Annotated in this window: 20 protein-coding genes and 1 riboswitch; of the genes, 8 read left to right on the forward strand and 12 right to left on the reverse strand. The window is 39.7% G+C overall.

Going from position 1 to position 20,789, the window contains the following annotated elements:
• Window positions 1-221: 221 nt before the first annotated feature.
• Complete coding sequence (gene dnaE, locus MKX55_RS15820) at window positions 222-3,539, reverse strand: DNA polymerase III subunit alpha (protein WP_339233454.1); 3,318 nt, start codon at window positions 3,537-3,539, stop codon at window positions 222-224.
• Between the two features lie 236 nt (window positions 3,540-3,775).
• On the opposite strand from dnaE, the gene MKX55_RS15825 reads away from it, so the two are divergent.
• Together MKX55_RS15825 and ytrI are read left to right on the forward strand one after the other, a co-directional pair.
• Window positions 3,776-4,108, forward strand: a complete 333-nt coding sequence (locus tag MKX55_RS15825) for a YtrH family sporulation protein (RefSeq protein WP_077600988.1) — start codon at window positions 3,776-3,778, stop codon at window positions 4,106-4,108.
• Window positions 4,108-4,611 carry a sporulation membrane protein YtrI gene (gene ytrI / locus MKX55_RS15830; protein WP_339178548.1) on the forward strand — a complete coding sequence of 168 codons (504 nt, stop codon included), beginning with the start codon at window positions 4,108-4,110 and terminating at the stop codon, window positions 4,609-4,611. The genes MKX55_RS15825 and ytrI overlap by 1 nt, the downstream gene beginning before the upstream one ends.
• Before the next feature lie 140 nt (window positions 4,612-4,751).
• Here the strand turns inward: ytrI and MKX55_RS15835 are convergent, their stop codons facing one another.
• Window positions 4,752-5,696, reverse strand: a complete 945-nt coding sequence (locus MKX55_RS15835) for a bifunctional oligoribonuclease/PAP phosphatase NrnA (protein WP_339233455.1) — start codon at window positions 5,694-5,696, stop codon at window positions 4,752-4,754.
• A gap of 115 nt (window positions 5,697-5,811) precedes the next feature.
• Between MKX55_RS15835 and MKX55_RS15840 the strand changes: the two genes are divergently transcribed.
• The gene (locus MKX55_RS15840) at window positions 5,812-6,105 is read left to right on the forward strand and encodes a YtpI family protein (protein ID WP_339233456.1); all 294 of its coding nucleotides are present in this window, start codon (window positions 5,812-5,814) and stop codon (window positions 6,103-6,105) included.
• A 134-nt stretch (window positions 6,106-6,239) separates the two neighbouring features.
• Here the strand turns inward: MKX55_RS15840 and MKX55_RS15845 are convergent, their stop codons facing one another.
• The 4 genes from MKX55_RS15845 to MKX55_RS15860 all read right to left on the reverse strand — a co-directional run bounded on the left by MKX55_RS15845 (window position 6,240) and on the right by MKX55_RS15860 (window position 9,418).
• Window positions 6,240-7,547, reverse strand: a complete 1,308-nt coding sequence (locus MKX55_RS15845) for a DRTGG domain-containing protein (protein WP_339233457.1) — start codon at window positions 7,545-7,547, stop codon at window positions 6,240-6,242.
• Window positions 7,548-7,619: 72 nt separating this feature from the next.
• On the reverse strand, window positions 7,620-7,847 hold the full coding sequence (locus MKX55_RS15850; protein ID WP_042535365.1) for a hypothetical protein: 228 nt from the start codon (window positions 7,845-7,847) through the stop codon (window positions 7,620-7,622).
• 122 nt (window positions 7,848-7,969) lie between these two features.
• Window positions 7,970-8,656 (reverse strand): metal-dependent hydrolase, encoded by a 687-nt coding sequence (locus MKX55_RS15855; RefSeq protein WP_339178559.1) that lies wholly within the window; start codon window positions 8,654-8,656, stop codon window positions 7,970-7,972.
• A 93-nt stretch (window positions 8,657-8,749) separates the two neighbouring features.
• Complete coding sequence (locus tag MKX55_RS15860; protein WP_042535367.1) at window positions 8,750-9,418, reverse strand: PspA/IM30 family protein; 669 nt, start codon at window positions 9,416-9,418, stop codon at window positions 8,750-8,752.
• 186 nt (window positions 9,419-9,604) lie between these two features.
• Between MKX55_RS15860 and MKX55_RS15865 the strand changes: the two genes are divergently transcribed.
• Together MKX55_RS15865 and MKX55_RS15870 are read left to right on the forward strand one after the other, a co-directional pair.
• On the forward strand, window positions 9,605-10,702 hold the full coding sequence (locus MKX55_RS15865) for a Xaa-Pro peptidase family protein (protein ID WP_339233459.1): 1,098 nt from the start codon (window positions 9,605-9,607) through the stop codon (window positions 10,700-10,702).
• Window positions 10,703-10,915: 213 nt separating this feature from the next.
• On the forward strand, window positions 10,916-11,347 hold the full coding sequence (locus MKX55_RS15870; protein ID WP_339233461.1) for a universal stress protein: 432 nt from the start codon (window positions 10,916-10,918) through the stop codon (window positions 11,345-11,347).
• A 101-nt stretch (window positions 11,348-11,448) separates the two neighbouring features.
• Here the strand turns inward: MKX55_RS15870 and MKX55_RS15875 are convergent, their stop codons facing one another.
• Together MKX55_RS15875 and MKX55_RS15880 are read right to left on the reverse strand one after the other, a co-directional pair.
• Entirely contained in the window at window positions 11,449-12,633 is a 1,185-nt protein-coding gene (locus MKX55_RS15875) for an acetate kinase (protein WP_339178567.1), read from the reverse strand.
• Window positions 12,634-12,654: 21 nt separating this feature from the next.
• The gene (locus tag MKX55_RS15880; protein WP_339178569.1) at window positions 12,655-13,647 is read right to left on the reverse strand and encodes a class I SAM-dependent methyltransferase; all 993 of its coding nucleotides are present in this window, start codon (window positions 13,645-13,647) and stop codon (window positions 12,655-12,657) included.
• Window positions 13,648-13,829: 182 nt separating this feature from the next.
• Window positions 13,830-13,933, forward strand: a riboswitch (purine riboswitch).
• A 156-nt stretch (window positions 13,934-14,089) separates the two neighbouring features.
• Here MKX55_RS15880 and MKX55_RS15885 point away from each other — a divergent pair.
• Entirely contained in the window at window positions 14,090-15,406 is a 1,317-nt protein-coding gene (locus MKX55_RS15885) for an NCS2 family permease (protein WP_339178572.1), read from the forward strand.
• 21 nt (window positions 15,407-15,427) lie between these two features.
• Window positions 15,428-17,203: an adenine deaminase gene (gene ade / locus MKX55_RS15890; protein ID WP_339233463.1), complete on the forward strand. Its 1,776-nt coding sequence runs from the start codon at window positions 15,428-15,430 to the stop codon at window positions 17,201-17,203.
• Between the two features lie 44 nt (window positions 17,204-17,247).
• On the opposite strand, the gene tpx is transcribed toward ade, so the two are convergent.
• From tpx to MKX55_RS15905, 3 genes are all read right to left on the reverse strand, one after another.
• Entirely contained in the window at window positions 17,248-17,748 is a 501-nt protein-coding gene (gene tpx / locus MKX55_RS15895; protein WP_339233465.1) for a thiol peroxidase, read from the reverse strand.
• Between the two features lie 92 nt (window positions 17,749-17,840).
• Complete coding sequence (gene ytfJ / locus MKX55_RS15900) at window positions 17,841-18,356, reverse strand: GerW family sporulation protein (RefSeq protein WP_339178577.1); 516 nt, start codon at window positions 18,354-18,356, stop codon at window positions 17,841-17,843.
• Window positions 18,353-18,913, reverse strand: coding sequence for a DUF2953 domain-containing protein (locus tag MKX55_RS15905; RefSeq protein ID WP_339233467.1), 561 nt, complete (start codon window positions 18,911-18,913; stop codon window positions 18,353-18,355). The genes ytfJ and MKX55_RS15905 overlap by 4 nt, the downstream gene beginning before the upstream one ends.
• Before the next feature lie 271 nt (window positions 18,914-19,184).
• On the opposite strand from MKX55_RS15905, the gene MKX55_RS15910 reads away from it, so the two are divergent.
• Complete coding sequence (locus MKX55_RS15910) at window positions 19,185-19,982, forward strand: NAD kinase (protein ID WP_339178583.1); 798 nt, start codon at window positions 19,185-19,187, stop codon at window positions 19,980-19,982.
• A 529-nt stretch (window positions 19,983-20,511) separates the two neighbouring features.
• Here the strand turns inward: MKX55_RS15910 and MKX55_RS15915 are convergent.
• Window positions 20,512-20,709, reverse strand: coding sequence for an alpha/beta-type small acid-soluble spore protein (locus MKX55_RS15915; RefSeq protein WP_040979745.1), 198 nt, complete (start codon window positions 20,707-20,709; stop codon window positions 20,512-20,514).
• Window positions 20,710-20,789 lie beyond the last annotated feature (80 nt).

The following is a 20,789-nucleotide window of genomic DNA, read 5'->3' on the forward strand; positions in this document are numbered from 1 at the left end:
TTATCCCCTTTATTATAACAGATGGTATGCTTGTGTAAAGTAGCTGCTGTCGTAAAATTTCAGTTTTTTATATTGTGCCATTATCACTCGAAATACATGAAAAATTGCTGCCTTCCCCTCTTCAAAATATATAATAAAGAAGAAGCCGGTTTCTGGTAAAAAATTCGGCTTCTCCTCTATTTTCAAAATATATTTCGGGTGTTTTCTAATAGCGTATAAAATCAGCGCTCAACCACATTATCATTTCCAAAATAATTTTTCAGCTGTCTCATTTCTTTCTCTGTCACTTGAAGAGAATAGCTGTTTGCAAGCTGGTAGGTTTCTCTGTTTACAGGATCATATACGATTACCGGCGTCTTCCCCGGATGCTGTTCAGCTATTTGCTGCAAATATTTCAAAACACTGCTTTTATCTTGGTTTGTCATTCGTATAAATAATTTATTCGTTTCTGGTATATCCACTTCAGACAAATCCAGTGCTGCTATTTCCTTTAAAATAAACTGACGCTTCTGGTTTCTCTCTTCGACCGTAACACGCATCCAAACCAGCTGTTCCTCTTCCAGCTGATTCGAAATTTGCCGAAATAAATCCGGAAAAAGAACAGCATCCATCTTTTTATCTTCGTCCGACACTGTTAAAAATGCCATTCTTTCTCTGTTTTTTGTGCGTATAATCTTTATCTCTTCTACTACTCCGACGGTATAGATTTCTTTTCTCTTCCCGATGAACTCCTCTGCCTGTTTAAAAGAAAGTATTCCATTCGCTCTTAATACATTCCGATAACTTTCAAATGGGTGATTTGAGATATAGATACCCATCAATTCTTTCTCAAAAGTGAGCTTTTGTATTTTGGAGTAGTCTTCCGCTTCTGTATATTCCAACGCATCCTGAAATAAGGAGGCATCTTCATACATCCCCTGAAACAATTCCTTTTGTTCCAGCGCTGGATTAATCGTTTCAATCAAGCTTGCCCTATTGGGATGAAACGTATCAAATGCACCAGCTAAAATCAGGTTTTTAATAGCGGCCCGATTTACTTTTTTTATATCGATTCGCATACAAAAATCAAAAAAGCTGGTGAAAGAAGCCTCTTTTCGGATTTCTAAAATATGAACCAACGCTTGATAACTGATAGACTTAATAGCAGCTAACCCGGTACGTATCATGTTTTTCTCCACTGTAAATTGCTGATAGCTTCTATTAATATGCGGCGGGAGTATCTTAATTGCAAGCTCTTTTAACGATTCCTGGTACATAGACAGCTTTTCGGGCTGATTTTTAGCATCCGTTAGCAGGCATGAAAAAAATACTTCTGGATAATGTGCTTTCAGATAACTGAGCTGATAGGATATTTTACTATAGGCGACAGCATGGCTTCTTGGAAATCCATAGTTGGAAAAGCGGACAATCCAGCTGAAAATTTCCGCAGCCACAGCCTGAGTGTAGCCATTCTTTAAGCATCCTTTGATAAAGTCCGCCTCCTGCTGCTGCATCACGTTTTCTTTCTTCTTGCTTACCGCTCTTCTTAAAATATCCGCCTCGCCAAGGCTGAAGCCGGCAATACGGTGCGCAATCTGCATGATCTGCTCCTGATAAATCAGAACACCATAGGTTGATTTTAAAATCGGTTCTAAATCTGGATGCGGATAGGTTACAGCTTCTTGCTTAAATTTACGCCGGATATACACAGGGATAAAATCCATCGGGCCTGGACGATAAAGTGCATTAACCGCCACAATATCTTCAAACGAGGATGGCTGCAGCTCTTTGAGAACACGCTGCATTCCTGTTGATTCTAATTGAAAAACACCGCTGGTTTCTCCTTTTCGCAGCATAGCAAACGTTTTTTCATCCTGTTCTGGAATATGGGGCAATATTTCTCCTTTGTTTTGGGTATATGCCACACCTTTCATAACTCTCTCTATTAACGAAAGATTTCGGAGCCCCAGAAAATCCATTTTCAACAGACCTGCGGCTTCCAATTCGTTCATTGCATATTGCGTCAAGTACGTTTCCCCTGTGCCGCTTGTCAATGGAACATCTCTCATTAAAGGCTGCTCACTAATCACAACGCCCGCAGCATGAGTAGACACGTTTCTTGGCAAGCCTTCTAATTTAATTGCGATGGTGAATAAAACCTTTAATTTTTCAGAGGCCTTTACATAGGATGCTAATTCCGTTGAATCCTGCAGCAGCCGTTGAATACTTTTCGAAGATGCCCGCTTCATTTCCCGCAAAATATAAGCAACATCCTGATCATGGACCTCCATTGTCTTCATCAGCTCACGAAGAATCGAGCGCGTCGCAAAGGTGCCAAAAGTAATAATCTGTGCAACATGCTCCCTTCCATATTTATCTCTTACATAATCAATTACTTCATCACGGCGGATATCAGAAAAGTCTACATCAATATCCGGCATGGTCAGCCGTTCCGGATTTAAAAAACGTTCGAACAGAAGATTATATTTTAATGGATCCACTTCTGTGATTCCTAAAATATAAGCTACAATGGAACCAGCTGATGACCCCCTTCCTGGTCCGACCATGATATGATTATCTTTTGCAAATTGAATAAAATCGGCAACAATTAAAAAATAATCACTGTAGTTCATGTTGATAATCGTATTCAGCTCATATTCCATCCGTTTTCGATGAGCTTCTGTAACGACCGGATAACGCTCCTGCAAGCCCTCTTCACAGCGCTCCCGCAAATAGCTATCCGCGGATACCTGATCCGGCGTAGGGAAGGAAGGCAGATGCTGCTCATCAAAATGTAAATAAGCAGTACATTTTTCTGCGATTTCTTCAGTCTTATCCAGCAGCTCCGGCCAAGTATGAAATAATTGCTTCATTTCCTCCGGAGAAGTAAAATGATGAGCTTCAGGCAGCTGTTCCTTTCGTTTTGGAGCCCATTTCTCACCGAACCGCATCGATTGCAGGCAATCATAAGCCAATACATCCTGTTCGTCTAAATACACTACATCCTGCATCGCCACATAAGCGAAGTCCGCCTTTTTCCATATTTGCAGCTGATGTGACGCTGAATCGATGCCGACATAAAAGTCGCCTTCTTCAAAGTACGCTTCTGCCTTTTTAAGCTGTTGAAAGAGTAGTTGGCTTTCTGTTTCGGCGGATTCATTGTCAGCCCTCAGGAATGCCTTTCCAGAGAGCACACCGATGACACCGTCTGTATATTCCCCAAGCTGTTCAACCGGCAGCTTATCAAGCTGATTTGTTTGCAGATAGGTGCTTAACTGCAGCAGCTGCCGGTAGCCTGTTTTATTTTTAGCGAGAACGATACATGGAATCTCCTGTTCATTATCATCCGTCTGAACAGAAATCCGCATGCCAATAATCGGCTTAATCCCCTGGTCCATACAAGCTTTATAGAATGAAACAGCACCATAAAGAACAGCCTCATCTGTTAAACATAGGCTTTGATACTGAAAATATTTTGCTTTTTGAACAAGCTTTGGTATAGAAATGGTGCTCTCCATTAAACTATAGCCGCTTTTCACCGATATATGTGTGTACGTCATTCTACCCTGCCTTCTTTCTAGAGGATGTTCAAAAAGCTCCTTAAAATGAAAAAATCGAATGTCTTCCTGCTTCTTGAACACGCATTTCTATATCTATTATAACAAGATAGTACATATGTGCCTATCGTTTTAGTTTTCATAACTTGTCTGTTTCATTCATAAGCTAGAATATAGCAACCTCCAATCATAAGGATTACCAATTAGCAGACAAGCTATCATGCGAGGAGTGTCACAGTATGGAGGAAAGATTTTTTGCAGCATTTATTCATTGTTTTTTTATTGCACTGGGAGTCATCATCGGAGGATCGATTATTGGAAGCATTGGTGATTTCGCCACCGGAGATGCTGCCCTGACCTCTATGAATCGAATCGCAGAACGCTTAAGAATATGGGGGATTGTCGCTGCAATCGGCGGCACCTTTGACGCAATCGCCAACTTTGAAAGAGGGTTATTCGACGGCACCCCAATGGATCTAGTAAAACAGATTCTGTTGATTCTATCTGCAATGGGCGGAGTAAAGGTTGGTCTGATTATTATTCAATGGTTTTCACAAGGAGATGTTCCCTGATGCACATCCCGCATTATCATAAAAAAACAAGCTGGCAGCTCATTTTTGTCGGTTTCTTTTTCGGCAGCATTATTTCCTATATGGTCTTCACCTATATGTACGGAACCATGTACGAAGAAATGTTAAAAGAAAATATGGAACTAACAAACGAAGTGACTGAGCTAGAGCAGACAAACCAAACATTGCTGAAAGATAAAGAAGATTTAAGCGAGCAGACCAAACAGCCGCTCACCATCTCAAGAATCGACATTGAGATAGAAGACCCGGAATCGATGCGTATCGATTTATTAATGCAGGATCAGCTTCGGTCTTTGATTCGCGAAGAAATCAACCACGTCATCGGAGAGGAAGTAGAGCTTGTATCACGTTCAGATAAGCTTTTAATCGCAACGATTGAAAATAAAGCCTTCACTCTTGATGGGATGAGCTACCAATTCAGCGTCCGACAAATTGCTTTTGGTTCAGAATTAAGAGTTGTGGTCCTGCCTGATTCCGTAAGATGATATTATGTATGATCTGTTTCATTATCCACTTTAAATCACTAAGGCTGTTATAACGCAGGCAGATTATTTTTATCTTGCCTCTCGCATAACAGCCTTAGCTTTGTTTTCATATCTCGCCAATTTCAGTAATTACATTTGTTTTAAACTTCTTCCTTGCACACTTTTTCTAAATCATCTGCTAAATGATTTGCTTCCTCCCAGGTATATACAGTTGCACCAGAGGCCAATGGATGTCCCCCGCCGTTATATTTCTTAGCAATTTGATTAATTACAATTCCTTTCGAACGGATACGCACCCGAATTTGGTCAGGCTCTTCAATAAAAAATACCCATGCTTTGATTCCTTTGACATCCGCTACCGTCTGGACAAGCTGGTTTGATTCCTCCACAGTAACATCAAATGCTTTCAATAATTCAGCAGTTAATTTAATGACACACAGCCCATTCTCAGACATTTTAAAATGCTGTAAAATGTGGCCGCTTAACCGCAATACTTTTTCCTCCGCCTCGTATAACCCATCATATATAGCTGTCCGGTCAAAATCATAACGAACTAATTCGCCGGCATATTGAAATGTTTTCACAGTTGTACTCGGAAATTTAAATCTTCCTGTGTCTCCAACGATTCCTGCATATAAGAGACGGGCTGCCTCATTATTTAAATTCCAGCCTCGGGGCCGCGCCTCCAATGCAAGACCGACAATCATCTCAGAAGTAGAACTGGCATCGGTAGACACCCATTCGATATCTCCATAAGAATCTGTGACCGGATGGTGATCGATTTTTATCAGCTGACTTCCTTTATTATAGCGGTCATCATCAATCCGCGGCTGATTTGCTGTATCACAGACAATGACTAAGCTTCCCTGATAAAGCTCGTCTGATACATCGTCCATCTGCGCTAAAAAAGTCAGGGACGGGATATCTTCTCCTGCAGCGTAGACTTCTTTCTCGGGAAAGGAATGTTTAATCAATGCTTTTAACCCCGTCTGAGATCCAATTGCATCCGGATCAGGACGAACATGCCGGTGTATAATGATTCTCTGGCTTGCTTCAATCGCTTCAATAATTTTTGTAATTTCCATGACAATCTCCCTTTTTGTTGATAATATAGTTATGATTTTTCCTAGATTAATTGATAAAAAAACGGTACAATAAACGTAGCATTTAACAATATGTAATTAGGAGCGGAGCATTTAAATGGTTATCTTTCCAATAATAATTATAATTTCAGCTGTCTTTTATATCTATTATAAAGTAGCAATCCTTAAAGAGAAAAATACTTTAACACAAAAATACTTTAATGGTCGGGCGAGATCCAGCCTGGGAGCATTTTTAATCGCTTTTTCCATTAATCAATACTCATTTTATCTGACACAGCTCAGCTTGTTTATCGGCCTTGTTATCTTTGCATTAGGATTAATGCAATTGATCCGCGGATTCAAAGAAGCACGGCACTATCAAAAAGAGTGGAGAAGATTGCATCCGAACTAGGTAAAATAGAAGCACAGCTTTCAAATTAGATTATTTCATTTTGAATAAATTGCTTCATTTCATCTTAAAACAACTGGAATTATTGTATTCCAGTTGTTTTTTTATCGTCCTCAAAAGAAAAATCAATTACGCTGTTATCGATTGATCAGCTGTGCCATAATCAATGACCGTCCGACAGTAGTTTGTCCGTGCATTACTTCTACATCTATCTTTGCATATAAACGGCCGACATCTAAAAGTGTTGGCTTAAGAAATAAAATACTGTCGATTGGTACCGGCTTGCTGAAGTAAACCGTAATATTCTCAATCGAAATTTCTGCCTTCTTCTCTATTTTCATCATTTTTTCACTTGCTTCGGTGATGAGAGCTGTAAATACACCATGTGATAATGTTCCCAAATGGTTTGTCATTTGCGGGATAACATGCGCTTCAAACAGTCCTTCCTCACTCGGATTCTGCGACATATTGTTAGCAACAATATCTTCAATCGTTTCTCCGACCTGCGGCTGTCTCTGGATCTGCTGCATGGCTTTTAATACGTCCTGTCTGGAAACAACACCTTTTAATACATGCGAGCTATCCACTACAGGAACAAGCTCGATACCCTCCCAGACCATCATATGTGCAACCGAGGCTAAAGATGTTTTTTCCTGAACAACTAACGGCTTCCGGCTCATGATACGATCAATAAATGTAGTTTGGTCTTTCCCGACGATATCTCTCGAAGAAACCATTCCTACTACTTTCATACGGTCGTCCACAACCGGAAATCGTGTGTGCGAGGAAACTTCATTATTAATATACCAATCCTTCACCTGCTGTTTCGCCGCTAAATAATAAGAGGACTCAAATGGTGTTGAAATATCTCCTACAAAAATAATTTCCTTTTTAATCAATTGATCATAAATCGCGCGGTTAATCATAGCTGCAACTGTAAACGTATCATAGCTTGTTGAAATAATAGGTAATTTTTTTTCATTGGCAAGCTGTTTTATAGAATCATCGGTATCGAACCCTCCTGTAATCAGGACAGCTGCCCCCGCTTCTAAAGCAAGCTTATGCGCTTCAAAACGGTTTCCGACAATCAGCAGCGAATCAGCTTGTGTATAGCGCATCATGGCATTTAACTGCATGGCGCCAATAACAAATTTACTGAGTGTTTTATGGAGACCGTCTCTGCCCCCAAGTACTTGTCCATCAATGATATTGACAATCTCAGCAAACGTCAGCTCTTCAAAATTATCTTTCTTTTTCTTCTCGATTCGAATCGTTCCTACACGTTCAATCGTACTTACAATTCCTTGATTTTCTGCTTCCTTAATCGCCCGGTAAGCAGTCCCATCACTCACATTTAAATCTTTCGCAATTTGACGGACAGATATCTTGCTTCCAACTGGCAATGATAAAATATGCTGTAAAATCTGTTCATGCTTGGTCGCCATCTGCCATCACCCTCTTTCAACTGTACTATATAAAACATATTAGTCTTATTATACAATTGATACAGGAGAAACTCAATGGCTGCGCAGTTTCTTCTTATTTATCCCCTCCTGTTCCATAACCGGGGGCCGGGACATTTTTAATAGTGTTGCAAGATTTGCGCCGATAAATACAAAGGCAAATAATAACCAGCACCCCCAAAAGAGGAATTCCAAAGAGCTGGAAGACTGCGGAACCATCGGCCATGCAATATAAATAAAAAAGCAAACTAATAATAACCTTAGAATAATATTTGTTTTCAAGGCTGGCATCCTCCTTTTTTATAATTGTATGAGCGAGGATGATTTCTATGCAGCAGAAAACCACAGAATATAATCTATCTCTGTGGTTTTCTATCGAAATATATTCTTTTTGAACACGCACGTTAAGAAGTTAAATCGATTGTTTCTCCAACTTTCATTGCGCGGGCATTACCAGCCTTCACTTTAGATGCCCAATCTTCCGGGTCCTGAACAATCGGCGGGAAGGTATTATAATGCACAGGAACAACTGTCTTGGCATTTACCCATTCAGCTGCAAGCAGTGCATCACTTGGCCCCATCGTAAAATTATCACCGATTGGAATAAAGGCAATATCAATATCATTTAATTCACCGTACATTTTTAAATCTGTAAATAATGCCGTATCTCCCAAGTGATAAATAGTTTTTCCATTTACGGTAAGAATGATTCCTGCAGGCATTCCTCCGTAAATGACTGTTCCATCCTCTTCTTCATAGGATGAACCATGAAAAGCTTGCGTAAGCTGCACTTTCCCAAAGTCAAATTCACGGGAACCGCCGATATGCATTGGATGTGCCTCCACACCTTTTGATGCAATATAATCGGCAAGCTCTTTCGGCGCTACAACCAAGGCATCGTTATTTTTAGCTATTTCCACTGTATCTCCGACATGGTCATTATGAGCATGTGTCAGCAAAATAACGTCAGCCTTTTCCGTACCCGGGTCTAAATCACATGCTTCATTTCCATTGATATACGGGTCAATAATGATGCGATGCTTTCCTGTATCTACTTTTACTACAGAATGTCCATGAAAAGATACTTTCACTGAAAATCTCTCCTTTGACGATTTGGATTATTATTTTGATTTCGTAGTGTGTCTTCCCGCTATCAGGTATTTCTATGCATCTTTTTTTAGCATTTATTTATTAAATTTCTTTTTCAAAGCAGCTAATTCATCATCCACACCATTATTGTTTTCAAGCTCTTTGAATTCATCATCCAGCGTACGCGCGCTTTCATTTAAATCTTCAGAGGTTTCTGCTTCCGCTTCGTACTGAAGTACTTTTTCTTCCATTCTTTCAAACCCTTGACGGGATTGGTCGCTGCCGATAGAAGACATGGTACGATTCATTTTCGTTCTTGTTTTCGCAGATTCTGCACGTGCTTTTAAGGAATCCTTTTTTAATTTCATTTCCTGGTATTCTTTTTTCATTTCAGACAGTTTTTCTTTCAGGATTCTGACATCCTCATCTGCGCGCTCCCAAGAAGCTTGTAAAGACTCATAGGATTTTTCCTGATGTCTTTTATCTTCTAAAGCTTTTCTGGCTAATTCTTCATTATCTGCTTCTACTGCTTTTTCAGCTTGCTCCTGACGCTTCTCTACCATCGCTTTGGCATCATTTGCTTTGCGCTTCAGCATTTTTTCATTGGCCATTTGCTTTGCGACTGCTGCTTCGACCTCCTCAATATCCTTGCCCATATCCCGCAAGTACTGATCTAACATCTTGACCGGATCTTCCGCCTTATCAATCATTGCATTCAGTTCTGAACTGACAATTGTTTTCATTCGATTAAAAAATTGAAACATACAAATCCTCCTCTTGGAATAAGTAATAGTAATGTACGGTCCGTGTACAGTATGAAATACGATTGATTTCGCAAAAAGTTTCATTTTTATCGGATTTTTTCTTTCTATCTGCTATAATTTTTTTAGAGCATACTATTTATTCATGTCAAACAGCAACAATATTAATCAACTAGGAGGCAAAAAATAATGTCAGACAGAATTAACCATTTATTTGCCGAGCTAAAAAAACAGCAAGCGGACAGTTGTTTTATCAGCTCCAAAGCAAATGTATATTATTTAAGCGGATACTACACTGATCCGCATGAAAGAGTTATCGGAATCCTTGTTATGGACGGAATCGATCCTATATTTCTATTACCTAAAATGGAAGAAGAAGATGCAAGAAATGCCGGCTGGGAGCATTTGATTGTAAGCTATTATGACCATGAAAATCCCTGGCATTCCTTACAGGCGTTCTTAAAGAAACAAGAAAAAGAACCAGCTGTCATGGCAGTGGAAAAAGACCATCTGACGCTTTACCGTTATAACCAGCTTCAAGAAATCTTCCCGGATGCGGCCTATATAGATGCCACGCCAGTTATCCAAAATCTGCGTTTAATTAAAACCAAAAAAGAGCATGATTTATTACGGACAGCTGCTGAATTAGCTGATTTAGGTGTTAAAACTGGTGTGGAATCCTTAAAAGAAGGTGTCTCCGAACTAGAGGTAGTTACGACCATTGAGCACACCTTAAAAAAACAGGGTATACGCGAGATGTCCTTTCAGACCATGGCTTTATTCGGTTCGAAAACAGCCTCCCCCCACGGAAACCCTGATAAAACGCAATTAGAGAAAAACAGTTTCGTTCTCTTCGATTTAGGAGTTATTTATCAAGGGTATTGCTCTGATATTACGCGTACTGTTGCCTTTGGTAATATCTCAGATGAACAGAAACAGATATATGACACGGTGTTGGAAGCACAAGAAAGAGCGATAGATGCAAGCAGAACCGGCACTGCAGTCGGCGAATTAGATAAAATCGCAAGAAATTATATTACAGAGCAAGGATACGGTGAATATTTTACCCACCGGCTTGGACATGGCTTGGGAATTGAAACACACGAATATCCTTCCATGCATAGCGACAACACGCTTCCTATTGAACCAGGAATGTGCTTTACGATTGAGCCGGGGATTTATGTTCCAAATATTGGCGGCGTAAGAATTGAAGATATGCTATTCACAACGAATTACATGCCTTTAGAACTGACGAAATATCCAAAAACATTACAAATTATTTCTTAGTTTTTTTAATTACCAAAACCCCGGTTTGCAGAAGACCGGGGTTTTTATTCATTCTGAAATTATTTCAAGCTCGACTGTCAAGCATTTTTCGAATTTTAGAATCATTTCATTTGCTTTTTTGACTTTTTTTCGAAATGTTATGTAATTTACAGTTATTCGTTTGTAACGCTTACAAAACAGGTATATAATAATAGTAGAAAGGGGAGATGAATCATGATGGAATATAAAAATATTGTTGTCGCAGTAGATGGATCGAAAGCAGCTGAAAAGGCTTTTACTAAGTCGCTCGCTGTTGCTAAACGAAATAATGCTCGATTGGTTCTTGCTCATGTGGTGGACTCTCGTAATTTCTCAACAGCTGAAGCGTATGACCGTTCTTTATCCGAAAGAGCAGAGACGTATGCAAAAGAATTATTGGATGATTACGTCAAACAAGCTGAAGCTGCCGGATTAACAGATATTGTCCGCTGCATTGAATATGGGTCTCCTAAAGTCAAAATTGCTAAAGAAATAGCGGCTAATTTTGAAGCTGATTTAATCATGTGCGGGGCAACCGGGATGAATGCTGTAGAGCGCTTCTTAATTGGAAGTGTATCTGAAAGCATTACGAGATATGCCAGCTGTGACGTACTTGTGACACGCTAGAATTTTCTAAGAATCATTTTATTTTTCTAATAAAAATGTATTGAAAAAGCCTTTTTACTCGATAAGCTTCATGAGTAAAAAGGCTTTTTAGGCGATACATGTTATTGACTTAAACGAACCGTATCCCTGGCAATCATTACTTCTTCATTCGTTGGAATGACCATTACTTTTACTGGAGAATGCGGATAGTTGATGAATTGTTCTTTCCCGCGAACATCATTTAGTTTTGGATCCCAATAAATGCCCATGAATTCTAAACCAGTAAGAATTTTTTCACGTATAGCAATACTATTTTCCCCTACACCTGCAGTGAAAATAATTGCATCCACTCCATTCATTTTAGCAGCATACGATCCAATATACTTATGAATACGCCCAGCAAACACATTTAATGCAAGCTCAGCTCGTTCATTCGTATCTGCTTCATCCTGAATATCACGTAAATCACTAGAGAACCCAGATAATGCCAGCATTCCACTTTCTTTATTCAATACATGTAATACCTCGTCAACTGTTTTTCCCGTACGCTGCATAATATAAGGAATCAAGGCAGGGTCAATATTTCCAGATCTTGTCCCCATAGTTACCCCGGCTAACGGTGTAAAGCCCATTGAAGTATCCATTGATTTCCCATCTTTAATTGCTGTAACACTGGCACCATTACCAATATGACAAGAAATTAAACGAAGACTTTCCAACGGTCTTCCTAAAAGCTCCGCCGCACGCTCAGAAACATATTTGTGAGAAGTTCCGTGGAAACCATATTTACGAATTCCATAGTCTTCATAATAGTCTCTTGGCAAGCTATATAAATAAGAAGACGCCGGCATAGACTGATGGAACGCTGTATCAAATACTGCCACCATTGGAACATCTGGAAGAATTTCTTTAAAAGCATTGATTCCAGTCAAGTTAGCAGGGTTATGCAAAGGAGCCAGTTCAGATACTTCCTCAATTTTTTGAATTGCTTCATCATCTAATAAAACCGAATCAGAGAAATATTCTCCCCCATGAACAACACGGTGTCCTACCGCATCAATCTCATCAAATGATTGAATAATTCCTTGAGAAATTAAAGCATCTAATAACATTTTTACTGCTACACTGTGATCCGGAATGTCTGTAACCGTTTTTTCTTCTTCTCCATTTGCTTCCATTTTAAAAACAGATTCAGGTAATCCGATTCTTTCTACCAGACCGATTGCCGCTACTTCCTCTTCAGGCATTTTTATCAATTGAAATTTTAAAGATGAACTCCCCGCATTAATCGCTAATACATTACTCATTTTCATTCCACTCCTATATTTTCATTTAATCCTATTTGGATAGGATGTAAACCATTCATTGATTTGTTTGATAATATCTGCCATTGCTTGTGCATTCTTAAATGAAGGCAATTGTACAAGTAACGGCTGCTTCGGTTCTTTTGTACCATACCCTTTTTTCTGCAGGATTAATACACTTTTCGCCTGATTTTTTGACTTGAAAGATGTTTCCGGCAAGCGGATGACTCCGACAATATGTGCGGTTTCTTGGAAAAACGCATGCAGCTTGTCCGATTGATCACTGTCAAATAAAAATTCCGGGATAACACCGATAAAAAAGCCGCCCTCTTTTAAATATTTCAAACTCTGCTCTATAAATAAATGATGCGCGTAAGAATTTCCTTTATCAGCCTTTAATTGATATTCTTCCGCTGTCACATCATCTGGATAATACCCTACTGGAAGGTCTGTGACAACCATATCTACAGGCTCTATCAGGAAAGGCCGTAAACTGTCTTGATGATAGAAGCTGATTTCTTTTTTCTGCAAATTGGCATTTAACACAGCCAGCTCTATCAACGTGGGATCGACTTCAGAAGCATATGCTTTAAAAGGATTTTCCAATTGATTCAGGACGATGGTTAGCAGATTAGCTGTCCCGCCAGCCGGGTCAAAAAGACTTATTTGCCCTTTTTTATCAACCAGCTTATTTGTCAGGTAGCTGATTAAAAAGCCGACTGTATCAGGCGTCATTAAATGCTGCTGTTGCGACGCCCCTTTCATCCCTTTTAAAATAGACAGGCTTAACGCTTTTCGATACGTTTCTGCATCAAATTCTTCTTCATTAACTGTTTGAATCGGTTTTGCAACCTTGTGCTTTGTAACATCGTCTAACTCATCTTGAGCTCCATCATCTAAGATGATATTTAAAGCGATAATCAAACTTTCCAGATAGGTTTCATTTTTTGCATTTTGTATGATTTCAGTAACTTCATCTATAGATTTAAATAATTTCTCAACATTTGATTGCTCCATGGCATGTCCTCCTATCCAAGCTGACAACTTTCTATTTTAACAATACTTGAGACAGATGTAAAAGGAATTTCACTTACATATTCTTATATGTAAACAGTTTATCCAGAAAACACGAACGATAAATCTATTTTCCCTAAAAACGTTCATTTTTTATGTTGATATTTCAACAACTGTCTGCTATAGTAACTTAAGTGTATTTAACTCGTATATTCTCAGTAATATGGTCTGAGCGTTTCTACCTGGTTCCCGTCAAAGAACCGGACTACGTAGTTAAAGTCTATGTTAACTATAGCATTTATTTGGGTTTTGAATTGGTACAATTCTGTTACACATAACTTTAACTTACAAAGTTCGGAAATACAGGGATATCCTGTTTTTTTCCGAACTTTGTTTATTTTACGAGACACATCCAACAATTCATTTAGAAGGAGATCGTCATCTTATGAAGTTTTCTAACAAACTTAATCAATTCTTTCATTTAACGGAAAACAAAACAGATACTCGAACAGAATTGACAGCAGGATTAACTGTGTTTATGACCATGCTATACGTTCTTATCATTGTTCCTGGAATGCTGGAGGAGGCGGGGATGCCAGTAGGGCCTATTACTGTTTCCGTCATCCTGATGACAGGAATAATTACTATACTAATGGGGTTATACAGTAACCGCCCATTTGCCCTTGCTCCCGGTCTCGGCTCTGTTGCTTTTTTAGCAGTCACTTTGGTTCTCGCTGAAGGAATTCCTTGGCAAACCGCGATGGGTATGGTATTTATCTCAGGTATCCTATTCGTATTATTTACCATCTTCGGCTTAAGAAAATTGATAGTCCGCCTGATTCCGCCCGCAATCAAATTATCTATTGGTGCAGGTGTCGGTTTATTTATTGCACTCATCGGTTTTCGAAATGCGGGGCTGGTGGTTGCTGATGAGGGTGCAAACTCCCTGCAATTAGGCGATGTCAGCTCACCGAGCGCTATACTCGCTTTAATTGGGTTTTTCATTATGAGTGTTCTTTTAGCACGAAATGTGCGCGGACATTTATTAATCGGTATTGCGCTTGTAACCATTATTGGTATTCCAATGGGAGTAACTCAGCTTCCGGAATCTATATTTTCGTTACCTGAAAGCCCAGGACCAGTGTTATTTCAATTAGATATCATGGATGCATTAAAAATGGCATATTTCCCATTTATGCTGGCCTTTTTCGTACCGGACTTCTTCTCCAGCCTCGGCACCATGCTGGGTGTTGCTGGAAAAGGGAACATGCTGGACAAGAATGGAAACCTGCCGAATATTGATAAGCCTTTCTTAGTGGATGCAGGCGGAACCACCTTGGGCTCCTTCTTCTCTGTCCCTGTCATGACAACCTATGTGGAATCTGCAGCTGGCGTCGAAGCAGGCGGCCGTACGGGATTAACTGCTGTTTCTACAGGAATTTTATTTTTAGCAACCTTATTCGTTACGCCGATTATTATGATTATTCCTACAGAAGCAACAGCTCCAGCCTTGATTTTAGTTGGATTAACGATGCTTTCTTCTGTTAAAAACATTGATTTCACAGAAGTTACGGAATCATTGCCGGCATTTATTACCATCGTAATCACCATTTTCACTTTTAATTTCGGAAACGGAATTTCTGCCGGTATTATTATGTATGTTGTTGTAAAAAGCTTGTCTGGCCGGATAAAAGAAGTTCATCCGGGACTGTTTGTTCTTGTTATCCCATTGATTATTTATTTTATAACCTTAGCAGAATAAAACAACACTAGGAGGAAAATAATGATGAAATATAGTCGTAACCGAATCGTAGCTGCAGCACGTGGAGATATTAAAATGGATTTAGTTATCCGAAATGCACAGTTGGTTAACGTGTTTACTGCAGAAATATATCCTGCCGATATCGGCATAAAAGAAAATCGTTTCAGCGCAATTGCTGCGTATGAAAATGGCAAACCCTCCTTTTCTATAGAAGGAGAAAAAGAAATCGATGCAAAAGGAAAATATGCCATTCCAGGATTGATTGACTGTCATGTGCATATCGAGAGCACAATGGTTACACCAGACATGTTTGCCCGCGAAGTTTTGCGCAATGGTACCACAACGGCAGTTATCGATCCGCATGAAATCGGAAATGTTCTTGGAAAAGAAGGTGTGGAATATATGGCAGCCGCCAGCAGAAATCTGCCTGTGCAATTCTTGCTTACCATTCCTTCTTGCGTACCGGCGGTTCCCGGTGTGGAGACAGCTGGGGCTGCATTTGGTCCGGAAGATATCGATGAACTATTAGACTTGCCGGAAGCTGTCGGTGTTGCTGAAGTCATGGATTATGTCGGTGTCATTAACCAAGATGATCGAATGGCAGGCATTGTAGAAGCAGGTCTGCAAAAAAATATGCTGAACGAAGGCCATTTGCCAAGAGTATCAGGAAAAGATTTGCACGCCTACCTTGCTGCTGGAGTAAATACAGATCATGAAAGCCGTAAATCAGATGAAATTATCGAGAAATTAAGAGCTGGTATGCTGATCTATATCCGGGAATCCAGTGTCAGCCAATTTGCTGATATTGCTGCAGAAGCATGGAAGGTTCTTCCTTACGCTTCCAATATTGCCATGTGTACAGACGATGTGGAACCTAGTGATATGCTGAAAAACGGACAAATGAGCCGGGTCGTCCGCCGCTGTATTGAAGAAGGAATTCCCGCCCCATTAGCAATTCGCTATGCAAGTTTAAATGGAGCGGTCCGTTTCGGATTGAGAGATCAGGGCGCGATTGCCTCCGGTTATATCGCCAGCTTCTCCCTTGTCAACTCCCTTGACGAGATGGATATCAACGATGTATTTGTCGAAGGAAAACAATTGGTGGAGGAGAAGCATTTAACAGAAACCCTATCCAGTGAAGTACCGCCATTATCAAAAAATACAGTTTCCATCCCTGCATTAACAGAAGAAGATTTTCAAATTACTTCATCAGTACAGAACGGAAAAGTAAGAATCAATACGATGGAGATGCTTCCAATCGGTACGACACAGAAAAGAACGGTGGAACTGGAAGCTGTTAATGGAGTTATTTCGTCTCTCCCAGAGGATTGCCTATATGTTTCAGTAACTGGTAGACATGGGCAGGGCAGAAAACCATTTGTAGGTATATTGAAAAATGCTGGATTAAAAGAAGGAGCTTATGCTACTACGATTGCGCATGACAGCCATAACCTTGTCGTTGTCGGCAAAAATACAAAGGATATGCTTTTGGCTGCCAAGCAATTAGAAGCTTCCGGCGGCGGGCTTTGTCTTGTATCTGATCAAAAAGTCAAAGCACAAGTTAACCTGCCGATTGCCGGATTAATGGCAGCGGAACCTGTGGAAGAGCTTGCACCAAAAATTGATTCCTTTAATCAAACAGCAGATTCCATGGGAGTAAAGGTTGGCAGACGCTCTCCTTCGATGGCATTATCTTCTTTAACCTTAACTGTCATCCCTGAAGTACGAATTACTGATTTAGGATTATTGGATGTAGCAACACAAAAAATGATTCCGTTATTCGAATCAGCAGAATAACCAATAAAAAAAGCATGGTCCCTAGCGGAAACCATGCTTTTTTCTTATTTTGATTTTAAATGTTCCAATACTGCATCATAATCCGGATGGTCTGATACTTCTGAAACGTACTCCACATAAGTAATTTTGTTATTTTCGTCCACTACAAAAATGGAACGGGCTAATAAACGAAGCTCTTCAATAAGCACGCCATACTTCTCGCCGAAATCAACTGAGCGATGATCAGATAATGTTTCTACGTTTTCAATCCCATTTGCACCGCACCAGCGTTTTTGAGCAAATGGCAAATCCATGCTGATTGTGAGTACCGATACATTATCAAGGCTGGCTGCTTCCTCATTAAAGCGACGAGTCTGCTCGGAACATACACCCGTATCTAAAGAAGGAACAACACTGATTAGTTTCACCTTTCCTTCGTAATCAGCTAATGTTTTCTCAGATAAATCATTTGCAAGTACCGTAAAGTCAGGAGCATTGTTCCCTGCTTTTTGTTCTTCTCCTAATAATGTAACGGGTTCTTGTTTAAATGTAGTTTGTTTTGGCATGATATTTCTCCTCCCCATCTTTACTATAATCATTCCATTCTTATTATGGGGCTTGTTATACAAACTGTCCAATTATAGCTATCGTGGACAATCTAAATTTCAAAACGGGTAAGAATCGATTCTAATTCTCCCTTTTCCTTTTCAGGCTCCTTCTCTGCAGCTTTTACTTGCTCTTTTTCATCCTTTTTATGATGATTTCTTTCTACTTTCTTTTCGTCATGTTTTTCTTTTTTCAGCATATTTGAGCGCTGTAGCAGCTCTGGCAGTAAATCAATTAATTTTTCATATAGATGTGTATGCTGATCCATATGGACCAAATCCATCTTTCCTTCTTTTAATACGAGAAAAGCAACCGGTGTAATCGATACTCCTCCCCCGCTTCCGCCGCCAAATGGAATGTCGTGCTCTTCCACATCATCTGCCTTTAATTCTGACGGCATAAATTCACTTCCACCCGCTGCAAAACCAAAACCTACCTTGGAAACAGGAATAATTACAGTCCCATCGGGCGCTTTTAAAGGTTCTCCTACAATTGTATTTACTTCAACCATCTTTTGTATATTTTTCATTGCGCTAGACATCAAACCTTCTATTGGATGTTCTGTCATTTTCTTACCTCCTTTATTTTCAATACACGCATGATTCCTAGAATAGTTTTTCCTAAGCGGAAGGAAATCATACACGAAAAGGCAGTCTCGAGACGGACATTCTGAAAATCCGGCTGAACATTAATTTGCGGTTTCCCGCAAAGCTGAAGGTGCTGTGAAAGGTAGCCAACCAGCCACCCTTTTACAGCCCAGATTGTCCCGCTGGTGATAGAAGTAGTAAAGGCATTCCCTGTTCCTCCTTTGGTCTGCCATTTAAATTCAAGCACCTGCAATTCCTTTAATAAAGCTTGTAATCGCATTTCTTTTAAAACATGAAGCTTTTTCTCCCGCAATAGCTTATAAAAATGAGTAAATCCTTTTTCCATCTCTGCCTGGTTTGATATACGTAAATTCTTCTGCCTGATCACACACCATTTATAAAGATAGACAGAAATTTGTACATCACGCATTTCTGGAAATTGATATTTAATCTTAATAAACCATTTACTTTGCAGAAAAAAAACGATGAACAAAACTATTCCTGCAATAAGAATTAAAATAATGTATAAACTATCCATAATCAGCGCCCCTGAATGTGTATTTTCAATTGGTTCCCTCTCCTATGCCATTCACTATCTGTTCATATTCTAAAGAGAAATACCAGTTAGAAAATGTTATGATAAAGATAGAAAAAGCTTATTTCTAAAGGAGGATGTTGCTCTTGCACTTCCTTTTGAAATAAAAAGCAGTTCATCTGTTCCTGTCTGATAACATGACGGCTCTATATCATGGATAGAACAGACTGACAGAAGCGTACAGCGCCACTATATTTTGTTTGGAGGTTATTATATGCAGAATCGAAATAACATTTTCTTTTATTACCACCCTCGGCAGGAAGGCGAAAAAACAGATCACCTGAAATCGCTGGCTGAACAAAATGGTTTAAATGTCGTGAACGAATCTAAAGATGCGTCTATTATTGTCAGTATTGGCGGAGACGGCACCTTTTTGCAGGCAGTTCGCCGCACCGGTTTCCGCCAGGATTGCATCTATACAGGTATTGCAGAGGGGGATCAAATTGGATTATACTGTGATTTTAGTATAACCAGATTTGAAGAAATGATTGATGCGGTCACAAATAATAAAATTGAAGTCCGCCGTTTTCCAACAATTAAAGTGAGTGTTAACGGAGAAAAAGCTTTTTATTGCTTAAATGAAGTATCCCTGCGCTCCAGTATTATTAAAACGATTGTCATCGATGTTAAAATAGACAATGAACATTTTGAAACATTCCGGGGGGACGGCATGGTAGTATCTACTCCTACTGGTAGTACAGGCTACTCCAAATCAGCCCACGGGGCAGTTATCGACCCGTTACTGTCAAGCTTTCAAGTTTCTGAAGTCGCCTCTTTAAATAATAATAATTATCGTACATTAGGGTCCTCTTTTATATTAAATCAGGATAGAAGGCTGCAGCTGGAAGTCGTTCAAGACGGCAATGATTATCCGATTATCAGTCTCGATAATGAAGCATGGCCTGTACAGCGCATTCGTCATGTAGACATCGAAATGGACGACACCGTTATAAAAACCGTCAGAATGTCAAATAACACCTTCTGGAATCGTATACAACGTACTTTTTTATAAAGGATATTCAATGATTGTTATAAAACAAAACCTCACTCAGCCGGAGTTTCAGGGACGATTCTCCGTAATAAAATAATTCAAAACCTGCCGCGCACTGCATTAATAATCTGCGGCAGGTTTTTTATAAGAATAGGAAAGTATATAAAAAATGCTGAATATAGCCGCTCCAACGGGTTTCATGGGGTGAGTAATCTTAAGCCCCAGAAACACACTACGCTTTCCGTAGGCCCCCCAGCTCAGCCTCCTCGATAAAGAAGACTTAGCGATTGGCAAGCCGACAGGTGCAGGCAGAGCTAAAGTCGCACTTATGCCCCGAGGGTAAAAAAAGAAGGTCACTTTTTTCCTGCGGGGGCTTCCCACTGGGGCTGGGACTGCGATTACTCGCCCCACCGAAAACCGTCGTAGCGGACATCTCTTTGGCGAGAAAATTGGTGATTTAAAGACCAAGCGTTATTCTTGGTTTTTCTTATCAGACTCAAATATAAAGGCTGCCTCCGCATCAGCGGAGACAGCCAGCCATTCATTTTATTTATTTAGTTCCACCAAATTGTTGCTCAGCCATTGTTACTAATCTTTTCGTGATTTCTCCACCAACAGATCCGTTAGCACGAGAAGTTGAGTCAGGACCAAGTTGAACACCAAATTCCTGAGCAATTTCGTATTTCATTTGATCAAGTGCTTGTTGCACTCCTGGAACAACTAATTGATTTGAGTTATTGTTTGCCATGTTGTTCACCTCCTTGGTAACTATAGATTGCACCAAGCAGGAGGAAAACATGCATTTGTTTTTATGGTAATTTTTTCTTG

The organism is Oceanobacillus sp. FSL W7-1281, assembly GCF_037969835.1.
Lineage (GTDB): Bacteria > Bacillota > Bacilli > Bacillales > Amphibacillaceae > Oceanobacillus > Oceanobacillus oncorhynchi.